This window comes from Streptococcus sp. 2579 (assembly GCF_013277195.1).
Lineage (GTDB): Bacteria > Bacillota > Bacilli > Lactobacillales > Streptococcaceae > Streptococcus.
The window spans coordinates 40,116-58,445 of sequence record NZ_VMMM01000007.1; the positions used below are offsets into that span (position 1 = coordinate 40,116).

General features: G+C 38.8%; 17 protein-coding genes. 1 reads left to right on the forward strand and 16 read right to left on the reverse strand.

The annotated features are described in order from the left end of the window. Nucleotides 1-5: 5 nt before the first annotated feature. From rseP to ruvB, 5 genes are all read right to left on the reverse strand, one after another. Nucleotides 6-1,265: an RIP metalloprotease RseP gene (gene rseP, locus HT725_RS04120; protein WP_173253127.1), complete on the reverse strand. Its 1,260-nt coding sequence runs from the start codon at nt 1,263-1,265 to the stop codon at nt 6-8. Nucleotides 1,266-1,286: 21 nt separating this feature from the next. Continuing rightward, nucleotides 1,287-2,090, reverse strand: coding sequence for a phosphatidate cytidylyltransferase (locus HT725_RS04125; RefSeq protein ID WP_173253128.1), 804 nt, complete (start codon nt 2,088-2,090; stop codon nt 1,287-1,289). A gap of 8 nt (nt 2,091-2,098) precedes the next feature. After that, entirely contained in the window at nt 2,099-2,857 is a 759-nt protein-coding gene (locus HT725_RS04130) for an isoprenyl transferase (protein ID WP_000466722.1), read from the reverse strand. A 300-nt stretch (nt 2,858-3,157) separates the two neighbouring features. After that, nucleotides 3,158-3,730 (reverse strand): nucleotidyltransferase family protein, encoded by a 573-nt coding sequence (locus HT725_RS04135; protein WP_173253129.1) that lies wholly within the window; start codon nt 3,728-3,730, stop codon nt 3,158-3,160. Further along, the gene (gene ruvB / locus HT725_RS04140; RefSeq protein ID WP_080982914.1) at nt 3,711-4,709 is read right to left on the reverse strand and encodes a Holliday junction branch migration DNA helicase RuvB; all 999 of its coding nucleotides are present in this window, start codon (nt 4,707-4,709) and stop codon (nt 3,711-3,713) included. The genes HT725_RS04135 and ruvB overlap by 20 nt, the downstream gene beginning before the upstream one ends. Before the next feature lie 132 nt (nt 4,710-4,841). Between ruvB and HT725_RS04145 the strand changes: the two genes are divergently transcribed. Then, on the forward strand, nt 4,842-4,934 hold the full coding sequence (locus tag HT725_RS04145) for a type I toxin-antitoxin system Fst family toxin (protein ID WP_000970294.1): 93 nt from the start codon (nt 4,842-4,844) through the stop codon (nt 4,932-4,934). Between the two features lie 848 nt (nt 4,935-5,782). On the opposite strand, the gene HT725_RS04150 is transcribed toward HT725_RS04145, so the two are convergent. The 11 genes from HT725_RS04150 to HT725_RS04200 form a co-directional block, all read right to left on the reverse strand. After that, nucleotides 5,783-6,199: a GNAT family N-acetyltransferase gene (locus tag HT725_RS04150; protein WP_173219318.1), complete on the reverse strand. Its 417-nt coding sequence runs from the start codon at nt 6,197-6,199 to the stop codon at nt 5,783-5,785. An 11-nt stretch (nt 6,200-6,210) separates the two neighbouring features. Beyond that, the gene (locus tag HT725_RS04155; protein WP_173219315.1) at nt 6,211-6,906 is read right to left on the reverse strand and encodes a GNAT family protein; all 696 of its coding nucleotides are present in this window, start codon (nt 6,904-6,906) and stop codon (nt 6,211-6,213) included. A gap of 292 nt (nt 6,907-7,198) precedes the next feature. Then, nucleotides 7,199-8,431 (reverse strand): acyl-CoA thioesterase/BAAT N-terminal domain-containing protein, encoded by a 1,233-nt coding sequence (locus HT725_RS04160; protein ID WP_173253130.1) that lies wholly within the window; start codon nt 8,429-8,431, stop codon nt 7,199-7,201. Between the two features lie 56 nt (nt 8,432-8,487). Then, complete coding sequence (locus HT725_RS04165) at nt 8,488-8,943, reverse strand: MarR family transcriptional regulator (protein ID WP_173253131.1); 456 nt, start codon at nt 8,941-8,943, stop codon at nt 8,488-8,490. A gap of 92 nt (nt 8,944-9,035) precedes the next feature. Beyond that, nucleotides 9,036-11,537, reverse strand: coding sequence for a leucine--tRNA ligase (leuS, locus tag HT725_RS04170; RefSeq protein ID WP_173253132.1), 2,502 nt, complete (start codon nt 11,535-11,537; stop codon nt 9,036-9,038). A 350-nt stretch (nt 11,538-11,887) separates the two neighbouring features. Continuing rightward, nucleotides 11,888-12,976, reverse strand: coding sequence for a glycerol dehydrogenase (locus HT725_RS04175; RefSeq protein WP_173253133.1), 1,089 nt, complete (start codon nt 12,974-12,976; stop codon nt 11,888-11,890). A 17-nt stretch (nt 12,977-12,993) separates the two neighbouring features. Continuing rightward, complete coding sequence (locus HT725_RS04180; RefSeq protein WP_173253134.1) at nt 12,994-13,662, reverse strand: fructose-6-phosphate aldolase; 669 nt, start codon at nt 13,660-13,662, stop codon at nt 12,994-12,996. 18 nt (nt 13,663-13,680) lie between these two features. Next, a complete protein-coding gene (locus HT725_RS04185) occupies nt 13,681-16,119 on the reverse strand; it encodes a glycyl radical protein (RefSeq protein WP_173253135.1) in 2,439 nt (812 codons plus the stop codon). A gap of 150 nt (nt 16,120-16,269) precedes the next feature. After that, complete coding sequence (locus HT725_RS04190; RefSeq protein WP_173253136.1) at nt 16,270-17,568, reverse strand: PTS sugar transporter subunit IIC; 1,299 nt, start codon at nt 17,566-17,568, stop codon at nt 16,270-16,272. Between the two features lie 16 nt (nt 17,569-17,584). Continuing rightward, a complete protein-coding gene (locus HT725_RS04195; RefSeq protein ID WP_173219294.1) occupies nt 17,585-17,893 on the reverse strand; it encodes a PTS sugar transporter subunit IIB in 309 nt (102 codons plus the stop codon). Nucleotides 17,894-17,938: 45 nt separating this feature from the next. After that, on the reverse strand, nt 17,939-18,259 hold the full coding sequence (locus HT725_RS04200) for a PTS lactose/cellobiose transporter subunit IIA (RefSeq protein WP_000402908.1): 321 nt from the start codon (nt 18,257-18,259) through the stop codon (nt 17,939-17,941). Nucleotides 18,260-18,330: the final 71 nt, after the last annotated feature.

Here is an 18,330-nt window from a genome sequence, read left to right on the forward strand (position 1 = left end):
CTCGATTATCTAAAAAAGAGTCGCATAATGTCATTCCAGGTCACAGCAATCATCAAGACAACCATGATGACTACTCCGGCTAAGGTAACATAGGTTTCAATTTCTTGTTTCAATGGTTTGCGGCGGATAGCTTCTAGGATATTGAGCACAATCTTACCACCATCCAATGCTGGAATCGGAATAAGATTAAAAATCCCAATATTGATGGAAATCATTGCCAAGAAGTACAAGACATTCTCAATTCCATTTTTAGCGGCATCACTACTTGCCTTAAAGATGGCAACAGGTCCACCTAGCTTGTTCAAATCCGGTTGGAAAATCAGATTTTTCAGAGCTGATAAAATTCTAAGCGCCGAGTCAGCAGCGGTTGTAAAACCACCTACAAACATGGATAGAAAATCTGACTTAACCCCCGGTTGAACACCTAGAAGATATCGACCTTGACTTTCTTCTGGGGTAACTATTACTTGTTTGTCACTACCCTTTTCAGAAATAGTCACATCCAAGGTTGGGGCCGTCTTATCTTTGGTTTCTGATTCCACAGCCTGAATCAAACTTTCCCAGTTGCTAATCTCATGTGAGCCAATCTTGGTAATTTGCGCCGTTTCTGGTACTCCCACCTTAGCCAAGGCCCCTTGAGGCATGACATGGAACTGATTGGTATCAACATCTCTGACACCACCCTGCATGAAGATTAAAATCCAAAAAACAACGACACCTAAGATAAAGTTGTTCATAGGACCTGCAAAGTTGGTAATCAGTTTCCCCCAGATAGTCGCATTTTGATATTGCACATCTAAAGGTGCAATCCGAACCTCAGTACCATCTGCTTCCACAACCGTTGCATCGTGATCCACTGCAAATGTTTTTTCTTCTTCCAGAACCAAGCCCTTGATGAAAAGCTTGTCTTCAAAATCAAACTGGGTCACCTGCATAGGGAGGGCTGTTTGATCCAATTTTTTACCTGAGAGATTGATGCGTTTAACCTTACCATCATCAGCAAGTGTCAAACTGACAGGAGTTCCTGTCTTGATTTCAGTTGTATCATCACCCCAACCGGCCATGCGAACATAGCCACCTAGAGGCAAGATTCGAATGGTATAGGCCGTCCCATCCTTGCCAATGTGAGCAAAGATTTTGGGTCCCATACCAATGGCAAATTCACGCACTAGAATCCCTGATTTCTTGGCAAAGTAGAAGTGTCCGAACTCGTGCACCACTACAATAATCCCGAAAACCAGAATAAAGGTTAAAATTCCAAGCATAGTATTTCCTCCGTCTTTTGATTAAAAGAGTCCAAACAAGTGCATGATTGGAAATACAAGCAACATACTATCGAAACGATCCAAAACACCACCATGTCCAGGGATAAATTTCCCAGAATCCTTGACACCAAAGTGACGCTTGATCGAACTTTCTAGTAAATCACCAAATTGTCCAGCCACACTAAAGAAAATAGCAAAGACGGACATCTTGTAAATTCCATACGGAAGAGCAACTGTACTGTCAACTATCATAAAGATGATGGTTACTAAAATTGCTCCTAAAATACCACCCAAGGCACCTTCAAGGGTTTTATTAGGCGATACCCTTGGTGCTAACTTTCGTTTACCATAGTTCATCCCAACAAGATAGGCACCACTGTCTGTCGCCCAGACGATACACAAGGCTAATAGTGCCTTATCTAAACCTGCAACGCGAGCATCTAGTAAAGCATTAAATCCAAAGCCTACATAGAAACTCATAGCAAGAGGGAAAACAGCGTCCTCAATCGTATAAGACTTGCTAAAAACAGTCGTTCCTAACATGATTGAAATCAAAACACTATAGGCAACAACATTCCCATCAACTGGTAAAAAAGTCAGATAATTCTCCAAGGGAATGGTCAAGGCAAAGGTGGCAAAGAGGGTCAAGAGGCCCTCCATAGTCATGGTCTCTAGACCTCTCATCTTCAAAAGTTCATGCATGGCTAGCATAGCTATGATTCCGATTGCTATCTGAAGCAAGAGTCCCCCAATCATTAGAATCGGTAGGAAAATAGCCAGTGCAATCCCTGCAAACAAGGTTCTTTTCTGTAAATCCTGTGTCATATTTCCTCCTAAACTCCTCCAAATCGGCGATGACGACGATTGTAGGCAAGAATGGCTTCCTGCAAGGCCGCCTCGTCAAAATCAGGCCACAAGGTATCCGTAAAATAGAGCTCACTATAGGCTCCCTGCCATGGAAGGAAATTGCTCAAACGCAATTCTCCACTAGTACGGATAATCAAGTCTGGGTCTCGTAACTCCTTAGGCAAATGCTGGGTGAAGAGATAGTTGCCAATCAATTCCTCTGTGATGTCACCTGGGTTGATTTTGGCATCTAACACATCCTGAGAAATCAACTTAAGAGCCTGTGTAATCTCAGCACGTCCACCATAGTTGAGGGCAAAATTAAGAATCAAACCTGTGTTGTTCTTAGTCAATTCCTCAGCTTTAGTCAGAGCTTCAAAGGTTTGCTTAGGCAGGCGGTCTGTCTCCCCAATCATTTGAATCTTAACATTATTCGCATGCAATTCCGGGACATAATTATCATAAAACTCTACTGGCAAGTTCATGATAAACTTGACTTCCTGATCTGGGCGGGTCCAGTTTTCTGTAGAAAAAGCATAGACCGTAATCACCTTGACGCCTAGTTTGTTGGCTGCCTTGGTCACAGTTTGCAACGCTTCCATGCCTGCCTTGTGTCCAAAAACTCGCGGTTGCATACGTTTTTTAGCCCAGCGGCCATTGCCATCCATGATGATGCCGATATGAGCAGGAACCTGTGTCGGAACCTCTACTTCCACAGCCTTATCTTTCTTAAAAAATCCAAACATGATCTTATTCCTATTCAAAAATCTATCGTTTCATTATACCATATTTCCCTATTTTCTTCTATCACTAAGCTATTTATACTCTTCAAAAATCTCTTCAAACCACGTCAGCTCTATCTGCAACCTCAAANNGATTTTCATTGAGTATTATTCTCAGGCACAAAGCCCATTTTTCAAAAAAATAAGTCGCCTGATTGGGCGACTCTATTTTATAGGGAGATTATTATGAAAAAGTTTTAGGAGTTTAAGTTAAGGTCTTCTTAACTTATGGACTTAGTATACACTCCCTAGCTTAAAGTTTCCTTAAGTATTTTTAAAAATCAAATTTTTCCATTTCTCCTGCCAATTTTTCTTGGATAATCGTGTTTGATAGAGCTTCATTCGGTCTTCATTCTCTAAAAAATGAGAAGTTGGACGAACTTGAAAATTCAAAATATCATCCAGACCGTATGGAGTAAAGAGTTCCAAAGCGGATTCTTCATTCAAGCGCAGTCCAACTGCCGTACACCGTTCTGGATACTTACTCATAGCATCACGGGAACTGCTATAGGGAGCAGTATGAGGGCTGTGCTGGTGCATATAGACCTGATTTTTCAACTCCCACTGGTACTGAGGAAAGTCCTCTCTCAGCTTTTTCTCCAGTAATAAGGTTTCCTCATAAGAAATATCCGGATCAAAGAAAATCACATCTACATCTGTTTCAAGATCAAATGCTGGTCTGTCTGACAAGAGATTCCAGATGAAATTTCTGACAGAACCTGCCGCCAACCAGGAATCTGTCAACTCCAAGTTTCGGATGATCGTCAGAATAGCCATCATATCTGGATTTTTTCTAAAAGCCTCTAGAATTTCTTGCTCATTTTTCACTATATTCATAACCTAAGTGCTCATATGCCTTAGCAGTCGCCACCCGTCCAGACCGCGTCCGCATGATAAAGCCTTTTTGAATCAAGTAGGGCTCATACATGTCTTCAACTGTCTCACGCTCTTCTGCTATGTTAACAGAAAGAGTTCCTAATCCGACAGGGCCACCACCGTACATCTCAATCATGGTACGAAGGATTTTCTGGTCCACATAGTCCAGACCTTCATGGTCAACATCTAGCATGGTCAAAGCCTTATCGGTAATAAGATCATCGATAGTCCCATTCCCCATAATCTGGGCAAAATCGCGCACGCGCTTAAGGAGACGATTGGCAATACGAGGGGTCCCACGGCTACGTAGGGCCAACTCAGACGCTGCCTCATGAGTGATTTCCATCTCAAAAATATCTGCCGTCCGCTCAACAATCTCTGTCAAGTCAGCATGGGCATAATACTCCATATGACCAGTAATCCCAAAACGTGCCCGTAGAGGATTGGAAAGCATACCAGCTCGTGTCGTCGCACCAATCAAGGTAAAAGGCGGCAATTCCAAATGAACACTGCGACTACCTTCACCAGCCCCAATCATGATATCAATGTAGAAGTCCTCCATGGCACTATAAAGAACCTCTTCCACTGACATAGGCAAACGATGAATCTCGTCAATAAAAAGGACATCCCCAGGCTCTAAGTCATTCAAAATCGCTACCAAGTCACCAGCTTTTTCAATGACTGGGCCAGAAGTCTGCTTGAGATTGACTCCCAGTTCATTGGCAATGACAAAAGCCATGGTTGTTTTCCCAAGTCCTGGAGGGCCAAATAAGAGAACATGATCCAAAGCTTCATCCCGCATTTTGGCAGCCTCGATAAAGATTTGGAGCTGGTCCTTGACCTTATCCTGCCCAATATATTCACGTAAGTACTGAGGACGGAGCGTGCGTTCTACTAACTCCTCATCCCCCATTATCTCATTATCTAAAATTCTACTCATGGCTCTATTATATCAAAAAACCAACCCACAAACAAAAAAGCCACTGGATTGGTGACTCCCGAGTTTAACACTTATGTGGTGTAATATTCTACGGCACTACTACACCGCCTGCGAAAGGAGGTGAGATAGCCCATGATGGAACTAATCCTTAAAACTATCATCGGACCGATTGTGGTCGGTGTCATCCTTCGCTTAGTCGATAAATGGCTAAACAAAGATAGATAGTGTCAAAAAAGACCCCAAGCTTATTTGGTCGTGAGCTTGGGGTCTTTTCTAGTCCATGATATAGAACTAATCCTTAATTCTTCTCCATTATCCCACAGTTCACAAAATTTGTCAAAACTTTACATCCTCAGCTTCTCAAGCTTTAACCACTTTACAACAAGACTTTCAAGTTTAAAAGAAAATTAGGGATTCTATCAATTTCATAGAAATTTTGATTTAGTAAACGAAGAGACAATCTTATATGTCACTCCTCATTTAATACGCCACTACTAGACAAGCAAAATCATTATTACAGCAGTTCCAGTCCTTCAATTAACAGTCCTTTACAATCAAATTGAGTTTGAAGTAGCTGAAGTAATAACAAACCTATTTCTTAGTCATATTCGCTAAAAAATCCCCGACAAAATCTCAAAAAGTCCCCGCCAATTCCCCGACAAAAATCCGAAAAATACCGAAAAATATCGAAAAATGATTTTTAGAATAGTCCCCAAAAGCCTGAAATAGAGCCAAAAAACTCCACCTGATTGGGTGGAGTTAAGGGAGATTATTATGAAAAAGAAAAGTTTAGGATTTTATTAAATAAAGTTAGGAGGTCTTTATTTAATAACTATATGATACAAGACAAAGCTTAAAACTAGCTTAACTTTTCTCAAATTTTACTATTTTGCAAAAAATTTCTATCACCATCACCTCACCACGAAAAAAAGTCACCTGATTGGGTGACTTCATTAGGAGATTATGATGAAAAAAAGTTTTAGGATTTCATTAAATAAAGTTAGGAGGTCTTTATTTAATGACTATATGATACTAGACCAGCCTTAAACTTTGCTTAAGAAAAACAAGTTTTGTTATTTTTCTCTGTTTACCCAAATCATTCCTGTACAATCATAGGTGGATAAAGTTTCAAACCCCATAGAACGATAAAATCCCACGTTTTTTTCTGTCTGTTCTGTCACCAGCTGGACTTGATAGGCATCTTTGTAATCCTCTAAAGCCTCTTTCATCAAAGCGCTACCAATCCCTTGACGCTGATAGATTGGTAAAACAATTAAATCCTGAACCAATACTGATGAGAATCCATCTCCAACCAAACGAATCAAGCCCACCACAGCATCGCCATCAAGTGCCACATAAATCGCTAATGAATGAGATAAGGCCTGCTCCAGCATCTCTGGTTGATGGGTATAATTTGTCCAACCGACAGCCTGATAGAGATGCAAAACATCCTCTAGCTTGACAATTTCTTGCTTTCTAATGGTTATCATGTCAACACCTCTTAAAGCTCTCTCAAGCTCTTGTACTGCTGTCCATTTTTATCAAAATTTTCAGGACGTAACCATGTTTCTAAACGAGCTTTGACTTGAGGCCAGTCCTTATCAATCATAGACAACCAATCCGTATCCCTCGTCCGTCCCTTATAAACCACTGCCTGACGGAAGGTTCCTTCATAAATAAAGCCCAAACGTTCCGCTGCTCGTCTGGATGGCAGATTTAAGGCATCGCATTTCCACTCATAGCGACGATAGTTAAGCTCCTCAAAGACATAGCAAGCCAAGAGATACTGGGCTTCTGTTCCTATCCGTGTCCCCCTGAGTTTTGGAGAAAAAGTGACAGCTCCCACTTCTATTACTCGGTTATTCTGGTCAATACGCATGAGAGAAAAAGTTCCCAAAGCCTTACCAGTTGCCTTGTCTATGATTGCATAGTAAAAACGGTCCTTACGAGCCAACATCTGATTTAAAAGAGTAACCAGTTCCTCTCTGTCTGCCACCGGTTCCTGAAAGAGGTAGGTCCACATCTCCCGAGGCGTATCAGAGCCATAAACAGCTAGCAAATCCTCCGCATGCTTTTCCACTGAAAGAGCTTCTATTCGAGCATAACGCCCTTCTAAGAAATCAATAGCAGGTAATTTACCAGACGTGTGACCGACTAAAGACTCGCCAATTATCTGACCATATTCATTTACTGGCATAGCATTCTCCTTATTCACTTATTGAATATAGTATAACATATCTCAATGAAAATTTTAGGAAACACTTGGTTTTCTATTCAATAATGCAAACTCCTCTTATAAAAATCATCCATCCACTTTATGGAGGAATAATCAAATATGGGAACGAGTGAGGTAATGCCCCTTATGCTTCTCTCTATTTTTTACTGTTTGTATTCAAATTTCTCTTGTTTTAGTGTTTGCTTTTGTAGACTGGACTACCAACCAGAACTGTGTTTTTATCTTAGTTAGGACTATTACGGTTCAGCACTATCTACAAATTTTTCAGATGTGTATCAAAAAAATTTATCGTAGCAAACCAAGAGTCTACACTTTCTTTCATTAATAAGCGCCAATCTTTTCGATAACGATGATTCGGTTGATAAGCAACCGTCAACATATGCCCTGTTTCATGGTATTTTTTAAACAAAATGGATTCCCCTTTATAATGTGAAATGATATCATCTATCGCGGATGATGCATTCCATATTTCATCAACATCGCTTCCTAGTAATAATAAAGGAGAGGAAATTTTACTCACATCAATCTGAGCCCTACTATCTTCAGGAATATGTTTTCCAAAAAACTTGTTTAACAAATAATCTCCTAACTGAAATTTTTGATACGGAAGTTCTTTTTGCAAATATGTCCAAGAAGATGAATGAGAGTTGAATTTTCCCTTTATTCCCTCAAATATTACATTTGAGGGGGAATTGAGTACCAAACATTGCACATCTTCCAAAATACTTTGTCCAGCCAGAACAAGCTCTGCTCCTTTAGAGCGACCATATATTCCTATTTTTGTATTATCAACTTGAGGATGATGATATAGAAAATCTTTCGCCTCCTCCAGACATTCTATTGGAATTCGTTCTAAATCTTGGGGTAATCCCTCTAAACCAAAATAAGCTATCGCAAGACAAATATAGCCTCTTGAAGATAAAAGTTGGGCAATATTCTGAGCTTTTTCAATTCTTCCCTCACTACCGCTAACAATAATCACGGCTGGCGCCCTTCTTAACTTTTCATCATAAAATAATCGACCTTGAAAATGCTTATCATAGATATCTTGATATCTTACTCCCAGATTCATATAACGCCTTACGAAACTTTGCTCCGCGATCACATCTTTCCCCATCTTGATTTTAATTTCAACACCAAAACAATCTCGCAATGGAATTCTATCAAGAGAACTAGGTAATCTCCTTTTCCTATTCTTCAACGGTTTCGCATTAAAGAATAAGCCCATTTCTGAAACGCCTTTATAAGATCCTGAAATAGATGCTGTCTGAGAGGTATCAATCATACCGTCCTGATCAGATAAAAAAATGGCAGTTGATTTCCACATAACATCATGATCTAAAAGTAAGGGAGCATTTATACAGTAATAATCAGACAGGTGCATTTCTACACAATACCTTGTCCTTGGTTCTAAACCATTGATAGTAATATAAAAAGATTCATCTGCTAAGTCAGTTTGTGAAATCAGTTCAATGTTTACAGTCATACCTTCTCCTTTTTGTTAATACACTTAACAACTAAATTTAAAATTTACCGCGACTTTTACCACGGTAATTCTCCCCACACCTTTTCAATATCATCCATCAATTTCACAACTGTTTGAAGTTCCATCTCGCTATAGTTGTTTAAAACTGAAAAGACCGATTTTTCAATATGTGCTTGTTGCTCCTTATGGATTTTTAAAATTTCGATGCCTTTTTCAGATAATCTCAAATATTTATTTTTCCCATTATTCGGATCAAAATCAAAAACAACTAAATTTTTTTGAATCAATCTTCTAACATTTTGAGTTATTGCACTTCTCGAAACTTCTAATAATTCAGATAATTTTACTAGATTTAAGGGCTGATTTTCCCCAATCACAACAATCAAATGTACCTCATTCAAAGTAATGGATTTGTCAACACCACTTTTATGTTGATTTTTTTTTAACTGGTCAAACGCTAAAATAAATCTATTGAAACGATTATTAAATGCAATAAATTCTTTTTTATCCATAATCTCTCTTTCCTTTGTTAATTATATTAACAAAACAGAAACTTCCTGTCAAATAAAAAATCCCCCAGATTCTACTCTGAAGGATTCCTATATTATTTCACAACAATATTAACCAATTTATTCGGTACACTAATCACTTTCACGATTTCCTTACCGTCAATTTCTGCTTTGACTTTTTCATCAGCGAGAGCAATTTCTTGCAATTCTTCGCGTGATAGATCTTTAGCAACCATGAGTTTAGCACGGACTTTTCCTTTGATTTGGACGACGATTTCGATTTCGTCTTCAACCAATTTACTTTCGTCCCATGTTGGCCAAACCACGTAAGAGATTGACTCACCTGTTGCCACAACTGTTTGCCAGAGTTCTTCTGCCAAGTGAGGTGCAAATGGAGCAATCAATTGGATAAATCCTTTGGCGTAGTCCACATAGAGCTTGTCTTCCTTGTTAGCAGCGTTGACAAAGACCATAAGTTGGGCAATGGCTGTGTTGAATTTGAGGGACTCAATTTGTTCTGTGACAGCTTTGACCGTTTCATTGTAAACCTTGTCAAGAGCGCCATTGTTTTCCGCAGCAATTTCCTTACTTGTAATCAAGCGGTAAACACGGTCAAGGAACTTACGGCTTCCTTCCAGACCTTCTTCTGACCAAGCAATCGAAGCATCAAGTGGCCCCATGAACATTTCATAGACACGAAGGGTATCGGCACCGTATTGTTCCACCACATCATCTGGGTTAACAACGTTTTTGAGAGATTTTGACATCTTGGCTGGTGCTTGCTCCAACTCTTCCCCTGTTTCCACATGGAAGAAAGAACCGTCACGTTTTTCAACCTTGTCAGTTGCCACAAGAGCCCCACGGTGGTCACGGTAGCTGGTTCCCAAAATCATTCCTTGGTTAAAGAGTTTTTGGAATGGTTCCTTAGTTGGAACAACACCGAGGTCATAGAGGAATTTGTGCCAGAAACGAGCGTAAAGCAAGTGAAGAACAGCATGCTCTGCACCACCCACGTAGATATCTACTGGCAACCATTGTTTGAGGAGGTCCTCGTCAGCCAATTTCTCAGTATTGTGTGGGTCAATGTAGCGGAGGTAGTACCAGCTTGAACCTGCCCATTGTGGCATAGTATTGGTTTCGCGACGACCCTTGACACCATCTTCACGAGTCACTTCAAGCCAATCTGTCAAGTTAGCCAATGGACTTTCCCCTGTACCTGAAGGGCGGATGTCCTTGGTTACAGGCAAGACAAGTGGCAATTCATTTTCAGGAATAGCTGTTGAAGTTCCATCTTCCCAATGAATGATAGGAATCGGCTCACCCCAGTAACGTTGACGGCTAAAGAGCCAGTCGCGGAGACGGTAAGTAACCTTCTCTTGTCCACAGCCTTTTTCTTCCAACCAAGCCACAATCTTGGCAATAGCGTCTTCTTTGTTGAGACCATCTAGGAAGTCTGAATTGACATGAAGGCCATCTTCTGTGTAGGCAGCTTCTGCTACATTTCCACCTTCAAGGACTTCGACGATTGGAAGATCAAATTGTTTGGCAAATTCCCAGTCACGTTGGTCGTGGGCTGGCACAGCCATTACCGCACCTGTACCATAGCTAGCAAGGACGTAGTCGGCAATCCAGATTGGAATTTCCTTACCATTGACAGGGTTGATGGCATAAGCACCAGTCCAAACTCCTGTTTTTTCCTTAGCAAGGTCTGTACGAGCCAAGTCAGACTTGAGGCTGGCTTGGTGTTTGTATTCTGCTACTGCATCTGCTTGCTCTGAACTTGTGATAGCATCAACCAAGTCATGCTCAGGAGCCAAAACAGTGAAAGTAGCACCGAAAAGGGTATCAGGACGAGTGGTAAAGACAGTGAATTCCTTGTCTGTTCCCTTAACTTTAAAAGTTACATTGGCACCAGTTGATTTACCAATCCAGTTGCGTTGCATGTCCTTGATAGACTCTGGCCAATCAAGTTCATCTAAGTCATTAAGCAAACGCTCCGCATAGGCCGTGATTTTGAGCATCCATTGGCGCATTGGTTTGCGGACAACTGGATAGCCTCCACGCTCAGAAGTTCCATCAGGAAGCACTTCTTCATTGGCAATGGCTGTTCCCAATTCCTCAACCCAGTTTACTGGTACTTCCGCTTCATAGGCCAAGCCTTTTTCATAAAGCTTGGTGAAAATCCACTGAGTCCATTTGTAGTAGTTTGGATCTGTTGTATTGACTTCACGATCCCAGTCGTAAGAAAATCCAAGCGCATTGATTTGGCGTTTGAAGTTAGCAATGTTTTCCGCTGTAAATTCTGCTGGGTCATTACCCGTATCCATAGCGTATTGCTCTGCAGGCAAACCAAAAGCATCCCAACCCATTGGGTGAAGGACATTGTAGCCTTGCGCACGTTTGTAACGGCTGAGGATATCCGTTGCGGTATAACCTTCTGGATGTCCTACGTGCAGACCCGCTCCAGACGGATAAGGAAACATATCAAGAGCATAAAACTTAGGTTTTGATGCATCTGTTCCTGTCTTAAATGTATGATGTTCTGCCCAGTAGCCCTGCCACTTAGGCTCAATTTCTTTATGATTGTAAAAACTCATGGTCTCTCTCCAATTTTGTGATGTTACTATTATACCATTTTTGAGGGAATTTGAAATGTGTTAAAAGAAAAAACTGTATACTGTATTTCATTAATTTTGATGGCTCTGAATTGCTCTATCACCCACTCTTTTATCTTATTGTTATGCGGGAAATCAAAGAGCAAAACAAGAAGCTTATCTCTTATAACACAAAATACTAATTTTAGACCGAAGATACGACTGGAATGCTCATTAATGTATTTATAATAAATAGCCGACAACCTATGTCGCTTTTTGATTTATGAAGAGCGTCGGATTCAATACGAGGATCAATAAAAGACTACCATTTTAAAAACAGTAGTCCTTATTGTTTATTTTGAATTTACATAGGCGTCTACAGCGATGATAGCTTGAGCAACATCTGAAGGCGAAATCTTAAACGGCATCTGATGGATTGTCTCACCCTCCATAGTTGCTTGTTTACCAACTTTTATTAAATCATCATATCCAACTTGATCCAAATGCATTTCTTTTAGAGTTGTTGGCATACCAATTTTTTTGTAAAACTCAATATACTTATCAAGTTCTTCTTTAGGTCTATTTTCCAATAAAAGTTGTACCAAAGTTCCATAAGCTACTTTTTCACCATGTGTTAAATGATGAATGTCACCCGTCAATGCAGTAAAACCATTATGAATTGCATGCGCCGCAGCCAATCCTCCACTTTCAAAACCTAGGCCACTTAATAGAGTATTAGCTTCAACAATATTTTCTAATGCTGGTGTCACCACTTTAGCTTCACAAGCTGCCATAGCCTGTAAACCATCTGCAAACAGCGTTTCTTCACATTTCTTCGCAATTGCAACTCCAGCCAACGTTTGTTCTTGTCCCAACATAGTTTTTCCATTTGCCTGCATAACTGCACGCGCCTCAACCCAAGTTGCTAAACCATCTGCAATACCAGACGCTAATAAACGCTTAGGAGCTTGTGAAATAACTTTTGTATCAACCAAAACTAAATCTGGATTTTTAGAATAGAATAGATAATGGTCAAATGCACCTTCATCTGTATAAATAACAGATAAAGCAGATACAGGTGCGTCGGTCGATGCAATTGTTGGAGCAATAATAACAGGCTTTTCAATCAAATCTGCAATAGCTTTTGCGCTATCAATCGTCTTTCCCCCACCAAGACCGATAATACTATCACAATTTTCTTTCTCAGCCAAGGCAACAACTCGATTGATTTCATTGTCAGAAGCTTCACCATTAAATAGGGCCAGAACAATATGGAAACCATACCTATGCAAGTAATCTTCAAATCGTTTTCCAACAATATCATAAACCAACTGATCGCATAATAGAATAGGACGATTTCCCAAATCCAATATTGATTTGGCATTTTCAAATAAGGCATTTTCCCCTTGAATATATCTCGAAGGGCTAGCAAAAATTCTCATATGTATTTCCTCTCTATCTAAATGGAACGACCATTTTGAATAACAAACCAATCGTCAGAAAAATCATCAACCGCCTTTTGGATAGATGGCATGGCGAAAGCTGATTCAAAAACATCTGCTCCTGCTGTAACAGCATGCGCACCTGCAGCTAAAGCATTATTTACTTGTGCTACATTTTTAAAGGATGCAGCTAAAATCTTACTAGGAGAGTTCTGTCTATCAATAGCAAGAGCTAATTGACGAATGACAGAATTTGAATCAATGTTCAGATTTTCCATTCTATTATAATATGGAGCTAGGTAATCCGCTCCTGCTTCGATAGCTAATAATCCCTGAATAACTGTATAAATAGCTGTTGCAGTGATATGGTAGCCCTCTTTTTTTAGCACCTTTATTGCACGTAATCCAGCAGGAGTAACAGGGACTTTGATAAATATATCATCTCCTGCTTGTCTACGAATTTCATGAGCATCCTTTAAGATGCCTTCAAAATCTTGAGAAATCACCTGAACATGAATAGAGGGTGTAGAGCCAATCAATTCTCTTACATCTTTGATTCGTTCAAAAAAATTAATAGAACCCTCTCTTTTTGCAATAGTAGGATTTGAAGTTACCCCAGCTAGTGGTAAAATTTCAGACCACTTTTTAATCTCATCTAAATTTAATGTGTCAAGCATAAATTCCATAAAAAGAACCTCTTTATTTTACAAAGTATGCTCAGTACGTCCTATAATATCATCTTGGGTTGCCTTAGAAAGAACATTGAAGAATGCAGAGTATCCTGCAACACGAACAATTAAATCTCTGTGTTTTTCAGGATGTTTCTGAGCGTCAATCAACGTCTCTCTGGAAACAACATTGTATTGAATATGGTACCCATGTAAACGATTAAAGAATGTTCGTAACAAAGCAATTAGTTTTAATTTATCTTCTTCTTTGGCTAACGTTTGAGGATTTACTTTCTGATTTAAGAGAACCCCACCTACGATTTCATCTGTTGGTAATTTTGAAACAGATTTTAAAACAGATGTAGGGCCGTGTTGATCCATATTATGTGATGGTGAACAACCCTCTGCTAACGGTGTACCCGCGTTGCGTCCATCTGGAGTTGCTAATGTTCCACGTCCCTGCCCTACGTTGGCTGAGATAGAAGATGTTCCTGAATAACGAATTCCTCCAATAGGACCTCTTCCATAACGTGTATTAGGATATTTAGCAATTTCATCAACATAAATGTCATAAGCAGCAGTAACCAATTTGTCAGCATAATCATCATCATTACCGTACTTAGGTGCATCATGAATCAACATTTCTTGAATGACCTTACCTTCTTCTCCGGCATAATCTGTTTCCAGTGCATGCCAAAGCTGACTTGGGCTTATACGTTCTTCCTCAAATACCAATTTTTTAATTGCAGCTAATGAATCCGACAAATTTGCAATTCCAACTTGCAAACCTGATATATAATCATATACTGCTCCACCTTCTTTAAGGTGTTTTCCACGACCAATACAATCATCAGTCAATGCTGAACATAGAATATCAGGAACTTCTCGTTCCAATGATAAATCAATAGAATTTTCAACAATAACACTCATTCGTGTCAAATATCTTAGTGTTTTATCCCAAGCATTTTCTAATTCAGAAAAGTTCTTCATATCCTTAAAATGACCAAAGCTTGGTGCAAACCGTTTCCCCGAAGCTGGATCAATTCCATCATTCATCGTGATAAGTAGAACTTTAGGGAAGTTCATGTAACTCATACCTGTGCAACGATATCCCCATTTCCCTGGAACTGCCGTTTCAACACATCCAATGGCACTGTAATCATAAGCATCATCTTCCAATACTCCTTTTGCAATAAAAGAAGGAATAATAATCTCATCATTATTAAATGCAGGCATACCAAAACCAAGTTTCATCACTTCAATACACTCATTCATGAAACGAGCATCTAAACCTGCATGGTAACGTACAGTTAGATTAGGTTGCGGTAGATGGGTTTGTGCAACTGATTTTAATACCAAATAAGATAATGGGTTAACAGCATCCTTCTTATCTCGAGTCTGTCCACCAACTGTAACATTTTGATATAAAGGACTTCCTGCTGAAGAAAATGTATGTGCTTGACTGCGAACCTTATTAATTGTAATTGTCTTAATCCAAAGATTTGTTAGACGTTCAACAATGCTATCTTCTGTTTCTTTACCACTTTCTAAATCAGCCTTCATATATGGATACATATATTGATCAAAACGGCCATATGAAAGAGAGTGGCCATTAGATTCAATTTGTAAAATACATTGAATAAACCAAACTGATTGAATAGCTTCTGCAAAAGTAGTTGCTGGTTCATATGGGACTCGAGAGCAAATATCTGCAATCTCAAGTAATTCTTTCTTACGTTTAGGATTTGCATTTTCGGCTAAACTTTTAGCAAGTTCAACAAAGCGATTTGCATATACTTTAATAGCATCTATTACGATAAATATAGAGTCGTAAAAATGATATTTATCAATACTTGCTGGATCTGTTAAATCTAGCGCTGCTTTCGCTTTACGAGCCCGCTCTTCAAAACCTCTTAAACCAAATTGCAACAGTTTCTGATAGTTAACTGCTAAATGAGCATCTCCAGAATTCATCTTACCTTCCATACCGAAGAATCCTGTTTCCATATAAACAGACACTTCTTCAGGTAACAAGGCACCAGCTCTAGCACGTAAATTATTATTTTCCCAAAACGGAGCAATACTTCTAAGTTGTTCTTTTGTTTCTTCTGTAATATAGAAAACATCTCCATCACGCTTTTCAAAAAGATCCAACTCATTGAGAACAAATTCTAGCGTATATTCTGGAAAAATAGGAGCATCTTTATTGGAAGAAGCTTGATTTCCCGCAATCATAGATTCTTCTTCGATATAGATCGTCATATTTTCCAAAATTTCTTTCAGCATATAGGCGCGTTTTAGGACATTAGGTTGTTCCTTATATCGATCATAAGCGCGTGTTGCTAAAACTGCTCTTTCAGCATCAATATAAGGTTTTTTATTTAAAACATCTTCTCGATATTTGTTCATTCTTTCAGTAAGGCTACCAAAATATTCTGTCTTGATTGTCGTTCTTGCTACTTCTGTATTTACCATCGTAAACACCTTTCTTTCGAAAATATTTTTGTTTCTTTCGAAAATATAATACCTGGTTTTTTAGAAAATTTCAAGCTTTTAACTAGAAAAATTTTAACTCTCTAATTTTTAGCACAAATGTGTGAGTTTAACAGTAACACACAAATACCTCTAAGATTGTTTGATTTCATTTTGGTAAGCTAAACGATCCTGTACTTTAAAGAATGGAAAATAAACCAATGTAGACATCGCTAATATCACCAGCTGAGTAATAACTCCTTGCCATCCACCCACCAAAAATCCTGATAAAATAGCTGGTGTACTCCAAGGCAATGTTACCCCTGAGAATGGCTGCATGAAACCTGTTGCAATAGCTCCATATACTATCACAGCTGCAAGTACAGGAACAAGAATGAAAGGTACAAACATAACTGGATTCATGACAATCGGAAATCCAAATACAACTGGCTCATTTACGTTAAATATTGCTGGAAAAGCGGCAACTTTTCCTAAGGCTTGGTATTGTTTTGATTTTGCTGCAAAAAGCATGGCAACTACAAGACCAAACGTAATCCCTGAACCTGATAGAATTAAAAATGAATCTAAAAATTGTTGAGTAACAATATGTGCACCATTTTCTAATGATAGATTACCAGAGGCTAACATAGCTTTATTAGCATCAAGATTAGATAAAAGCAGAGCTGTCACTACTCCATTTACTACCGATTGTCCATGAACACCAAACCACCACAAAAATGATATAAAGAATGCAATTCCAATAGCACCATACAACGATCCAGTTAAACCTTGCAACGGAACCTGAATAACAGAATAAATCATTTCAATAAATGTTCCGCCATTAGTCAATGACTTCGCTAAAATATATACAATCATAGAAGATAAGAAAATTACAAATGCTGGAATCATTGCTTCAAACTGTTTCGCAATAGCTTGTGGAACTTGTTCTGGCATCTTAATAACAATTTTTCTCTTTATAAGGAAGGTATAAATACTTCCTACTACCAAACCTATAATGATAGCACCGATAATTCCTTGACCTCCAAACCAAACTTTACTAATAGCATCCCCAATTGCCTCACCTTGTTTAGGGATATAAGATGATCTTAGCAAAATAAAGAATGCAGATACAGATAGAACCCCAGCTGGCAAAGCCTCTACTCCGCTATTCTTAGCATAAGAATAGGCAATTGAAAAACAAGAAATTAGACCCATAATCGCAAAAGTTCCTGAATATACTTGCATAAACGGCTCTGTCCAATTTGCTCCAAATACACTAGCAATGCTCTTGTTTAATCCTTCAAATGGCAATTGTCCCATAATCAAGAATAAACTACCAACTACTGTCAATGGCAAAATTGCTAACATACCATCTTTTAGAGCTATAATACCACGCATATTCACAAACTTCATCATAGGTGCAATGATTTTTTGAACATCCATCTTTGCCATAATAAATCTCCTTTTCTTACCCACTAATCAAAGATAGGGCCAAATCTAATACTTTTTTCCCATCTAACATACCATAGTCCATCATCGGAATAACAGCTATCGGAACATCACACTTATCACAAATTTCTTTTGATTTATCTAATGTATAAGCAACTTGAGGCCCCAACAGTGCAACATCTAGATTTGGGGCATAATCCGCTAATTTAGACTGAGAAAACGCCTCTATTTCTGCCTCAACTCCACTAGCTTGCGCTGCAATTTTCATATTATTTACAAGCATACCAGTAGAAAATCCTGCTGCACAAAACAAACCAATCTTCACCATTATATTTTCCTCCTCTATGTTAATAACAACGATAATACTCTAGTATTATTTTTTATGAAGTTCTTTTCTCAAACTAATAATTTCTTTGATTAAATTAATCTCCGTCATACTAGTCATGAGATGATCTTGCGAATGGACAAAAAGTGCTGTAATCTCCGTTTTTGTACCAGACGCTTCTTGTGCCAAGAATTTTGTTTGTAGATTATGGGCTTCTAATAAGGCGGCATCAGCTAACTGTATTTCTTCTTCACACCGTTCACATGTACCGTTTTTTATGTAATCTAACGCTTTATAAATATGTTGTTTCGCATCACCAGCGTATAAAATTAAACCCATGATAATTTGATCTGGAACAATAATTTCCATAAATTCCTCCTCATTTCACTATGTAAAAAGCTTTTTTCATTTGAAATTTTAAAATTTTCTTTTGTAACTAT